Origin of the sequence: Xanthomonas cissicola (assembly GCF_008801575.1) — a bacterium.
GTDB lineage: Bacteria > Pseudomonadota > Gammaproteobacteria > Xanthomonadales > Xanthomonadaceae > Xanthomonas > Xanthomonas cissicola.
The window spans coordinates 1-2,154 of record NZ_VZPL01000171.1; the positions used below are offsets into that span (position 1 = coordinate 1).

General features: G+C 61.8%; 2 protein-coding genes and 1 pseudogene. 2 read left to right on the forward strand and 1 reads right to left on the reverse strand.

All coding sequences use genetic code 11. From position 1 onward, the window contains the following. A pseudogene (locus F7R02_RS25050) lies at positions 1-118 on the forward strand (IS5-like element ISCARN85 family transposase); the annotation flags it as partial. A 45-nt stretch (positions 119-163) separates the two neighbouring features. Here the strand turns inward: F7R02_RS25050 and F7R02_RS25055 are convergent. Next, a complete protein-coding gene (locus F7R02_RS25055) occupies positions 164-1,792 on the reverse strand; it encodes a TldD/PmbA family protein (RefSeq protein ID WP_167521110.1) in 1,629 nt (542 codons plus the stop codon). A 175-nt stretch (positions 1,793-1,967) separates the two neighbouring features. Between F7R02_RS25055 and F7R02_RS25060 the strand changes: the two genes are divergently transcribed. Continuing rightward, positions 1,968-2,154: transposase (locus tag F7R02_RS25060; protein ID WP_151210039.1), on the forward strand; the 187-nt coding region annotated here is incomplete at its 3' end.

Consider the following 2,154-nt stretch of genomic DNA (forward strand, 5'->3'; position numbering starts at 1 on the left):
ACTGTTCCGTCGCTTGAAAGGCTACCGCCGGATTTTCTCGCGCTTCGAGAAGCTGGATGTCATGTTCCTTGGATTCCTCAGCTTCGTCCTAGTCGTTGATGGGCTTCGGATGTGTTAACAGGCCCTAGAAACATTAATCGCAGCGCAACTGATCCACCGACAATCACCCCAACGAACGCGCGGTATTGATCACATTGATGCCATCGAAGCGCGCGGTAGACGCGCCATGCGACACCGCCGAGACCTGGCTCGGTTGTCCCTTGCCATCGAAGAACGAGCCACCCAGGCGGAAATCGCGTTGATCGCACACCGCGCTGCAGGCATTCCAGAATTCCGGCGTGCGGATCTGGTACGCGCCATCTTCCACCAGGCGCGTGACCTGACCGTTTTCGATCTCGTAGAACAACTGCCCGCCGAACTGCGCGTTATAGCGCTGCTGATCGATCGAATACGAACCGCGCCCATGGATGTACAAGCCGCGCTCCACGTTCTTGATCATCTCGGCAACCGCCAACGGCGTCTTGCCCGGCGCCAACGACACATTGGGCATGCGTTGGAATTGCACGTTCGACCACGAATCGGCGTAGCTACAGCCATCGGACGCGGTCTTGCCGAGCAGGTGCGCCTGATCGCGCGTGCACTGGTAGTCGACCAGGATGCCGTCCTTCACCAACTCCCACTGCTTGGTCTTGACGCCTTCATCGTCGTACCCCACTGCACCCAGGCTGCCAGTCTGCGTTTTGTCGGCGAGGAAGGTCACCGCATCGCTGCTCCAGCGGTAACCGGCATCGCGCTTGTCCAGTGTGGCGAAACTGGTGCCGGCGTAGTTGGCCTCGTAACCGAGCACACGATCGAGCTCCAGCGGGTGCCCGACCGACTCATGGATGGTGAGGAACAGATTGCTCGGGTCGATCACCAGATCGTACTTGCCCGCCTTTACCGACGGTGCGGCGAGTTTGGCGCGCGCCTGTCCGGCCGCGGCGATCGCATCTTCGCGCGCGTCGTAACTGTGCCCGTAACCGATCAGCCCGCCCGGCAACTGGTGCTTCTGCTTGGCATCGCCATCCAGATATTCGTAGCCCATGCCCATCGGCGAGGACAACCCGTCGCGGGTGCGGAACTTGCCGCTGGCCTTGTCCACTGCGGTGACGGTGAACGGCAGCCACAGCCGATGCACGTCCTGATCGATATACGAACCATCGCTGCTGGCGAAATATTTTTGCTCGTTGATCGCAAACATGCGCGAGGCCACGAAGGTGGCGCCGGCGTTGAGCGCAGCGGCGTTGACGTCCATCAGCAGCGCTACTTTGTCCTGCAGCGGCACTCCCATGGCGTTCTTCCTGATCGGCGTCTTCCAGCTGACCTGCCCGGCCGGCGTCACAGGCGCCAATTGCACCGGCGTGCCGCCCAAGCGCGCATTCGCCTTGGCAATGGCCACCGCCTGCCGCGCGGCGGTGGCCACGCCATCGCTGGTCAGCGTGTTGGTGGCCGCGAACCCCCAGGCGCCATCGGCCAGCACGCGCACGCCCACCCCGCTGGATTCGGCATTGACCACGTTGTCCACCTGCGCCTCGCGCGTGATCACGAACTGGCGCAGATAGCGCCCCACGCGCACGTCGCAATAGCTGGCACCGGCGGCCTTGGCCGTGGTCAGTGCGCTATCGGCCAGGCGTCGGTTGCGCGCGGCATCGGCCGGGGCGAGCAGTTGCTCGGCAGCGATCAGCCGTGTGTGCGGCAGCAGCAACCCGGCGGCACCGATGCTGGACAAGGTGAGAAAGGTACGACGATCCACGTGCGGTCTCTCCAATCGATGCGTGCAGCGCGAGAGGCGCACACCAGTATCCGAGCGTTACCGCGGACACCGATTTGGTCAAGTGCTACCGGTCTTCGATCCAAGCAATTGCCTGCAATACAAGTCGAACTAGGGCCTGTTAACACTAATGGCCCGAGCGATTAAACTATTGGGCATGGAGATCACGCCAGCACAATTTTCTCTGATCGAACACTGCCTGCCGGCGCAGCGCGGCAATGTCAGCATGACCAACCTGCAAGTGGTCAACGCCATCCTTTACGTTGCCGAGCATGGCTGCAAATGGCGCGGCCTACCCAAGCGCTTTGGCAACTGGCATACGGTCTACACACGCATGAACCGTT